Annotated in this window: 2 protein-coding genes and 1 pseudogene; 1 reads left to right on the top strand and 2 read right to left on the bottom strand. The window is 57.4% G+C overall.

Translation table 11 applies throughout. The features are described 5' to 3' along the window. Window positions 1-960: IS256 family transposase (locus GEU01_RS21340; RefSeq protein ID WP_019087329.1), on the bottom strand; the 960-nt coding region annotated here is incomplete at its 3' end. A 73-nt stretch (window positions 961-1,033) separates the two neighbouring features. Here GEU01_RS21340 and GEU01_RS25365 point away from each other — a divergent pair. Further along, window positions 1,034-1,342 (top strand): annotated as a pseudogene (locus GEU01_RS25365) (transposase); the annotation flags it as partial. Window positions 1,343-1,693: 351 nt separating this feature from the next. On the opposite strand, the gene GEU01_RS21325 reads toward GEU01_RS25365, so the two are convergent. Continuing rightward, on the bottom strand, window positions 1,694-1,845 hold a 152-nt coding region (locus tag GEU01_RS21325; protein WP_019087621.1), incomplete at its 5' end, for a transposase.

The raw sequence follows: 1,845 nt of genomic DNA, 5'->3' as shown, positions 1-1,845 counted from the left end.
CCATGCCCGGCGCCATGCCGGGGCGATCGACGCGTATTTCCCGGCCCATTTCTCCTCGAACGCATCGAGCTCTGCGGCCGCCATGTCAGCGGTCGCCGCCCCGTAGATCCGGCGCAGGTCGGCAGCCACGGCCTTGCGGTCCTTCCATGAGCAGAAGTTCAGGCTGTGGCGCACCAGGTGAACAATACAGGTCTGAACCATCGCCTCGGGAAAGGCGGCGGTGATGGCCTCGGGAAAGCCTTTCAGCCCGTCCACGACCGCGATCAGGATGTCCTGGATGCCCCGGTTCTTCAACTCGTTCATGACCGAAAGCCAGAATTTGGCGCCTTCATTCTCGGCGATCCAGAGCCCCAGAACCTCGCGCACTCCCTCGCGGGTGACACCGAGAGCAACGTAAACCGCCTTGTTTTTAACGGTCCGGCTGTCAGCATCGCGGATCTTTACCCGAAGGGCATCGAAGATCACGATGGGATACATCCGATCCAGCGCCCGGCCCTGCCACTCCCGGACCTCGTCCAGCACGGCATCGGTGACGCGGCTGATCAGGTCGGGAGAGACCTTCAGGCCATAAAGATCAAGCAGATGGGTCTGGATGTCCCGGACCGTCAGACCGGCGGCATAGAGACCGATGATCCTGTCGTCGATCCCGTCGATCCGGGTCTGGCCCTTCTTTATAAGCTCCGGCTCAAAGCTGCTGTCGCGGTCGCGCGGCACCGTCACCGGAAAGGCGCCGTCCTGGCCTTTCAGCACCTTGGTCGTGGAGCCATTCCGCCGGTTCGACTGGCCCGGCGGGGCAGCCTTGCCTTCCTCATAGCCCAGATGCGCGCTCAACTCTGCACCCAGCATACGCTCCATGAGCCGAATTTTCAGCTCCTTCAGCAACCCGCTGTCTCCGAGCAGGTCTTCAGGACGCTTCACGCCCGTCAGCAATTCGTCGAGGATTTCCATCGAGATGGTCATTCATACTTCCTTTCGGTGAAGTATGGACCAGATCAATTATACACAGAAGATCGGACACTCTCACAACAGAACCTGGATCCGGGGTCTCCTTGTGCGCCGGAACCCAGCCGACGGGGATCTTGCATACTTCACTGTCTGGTGCCCCTCAGGAACGACGCCTGAAAAGCTGGTTCAGGTCGAAGGCACGCGATGGCGGATTGAAGAGGGGTTCAGAACGGCCAAAAACGAATTCGGCCTCGATCACAATGAAACCCGCTCCTGGCACGGCTGGCATCGTCACGTATCCCTTGTCATGCTGGCCTATGCCCTGATGGCCGGGGTCAGGGCACAGGCAAACGACAGGTCTCCCAAAAAAAGACCAGCGAACCCGTACCAAGTCTGATCCGGTGGTCCATTCAGGAAATCCGGCGTCTTATCGTCAGGCTGACCCAGCGTCAGATCTCCCTCAACCATATCCTGCACTGGTCACGCTTCAGACGAATACATCAGGCAAAAGCCTACGCCTCTCACATCAAAACACAACTGTAGTGCTAGCACTACAGTTGCAGTTTGTTTTGTTCGTTAATTGTTCATGGTTTCCGTGCTTTCCAGAAAGCTCGAATTTCAGACGGTCTACATCGAGAAAAACCGCAAATTCTTCATCTTTCTAGGCCGGAAACCAAACTGCAACTGTAGTGCTAGCAGCCTGTCGGGTTGGGCATTTTGCGGCTGATAACGCCGAGGCTGACCCGGCTTATGCTGCGTGAAGCCGTGCCATTCTTTTGCAGTTGTATGCGAGAGCGACGAGTGTCCATTCGGTCGTGACTTTTGCAAGGCTGCGCAGACTGAATCTTCTGAACCCCATGATGCTTTTGATAATTCCAAAGACCGGCTCCACGGTCTGTT

This window comes from Komagataeibacter europaeus LMG 18890 (genome assembly GCF_000285295.1).
Taxonomy (GTDB): domain Bacteria; phylum Pseudomonadota; class Alphaproteobacteria; order Acetobacterales; family Acetobacteraceae; genus Komagataeibacter; species Komagataeibacter europaeus.
Note: the sequence above shows the minus strand (reverse complement) of the source record. Positions and strands in the feature narration are given on the sequence as shown.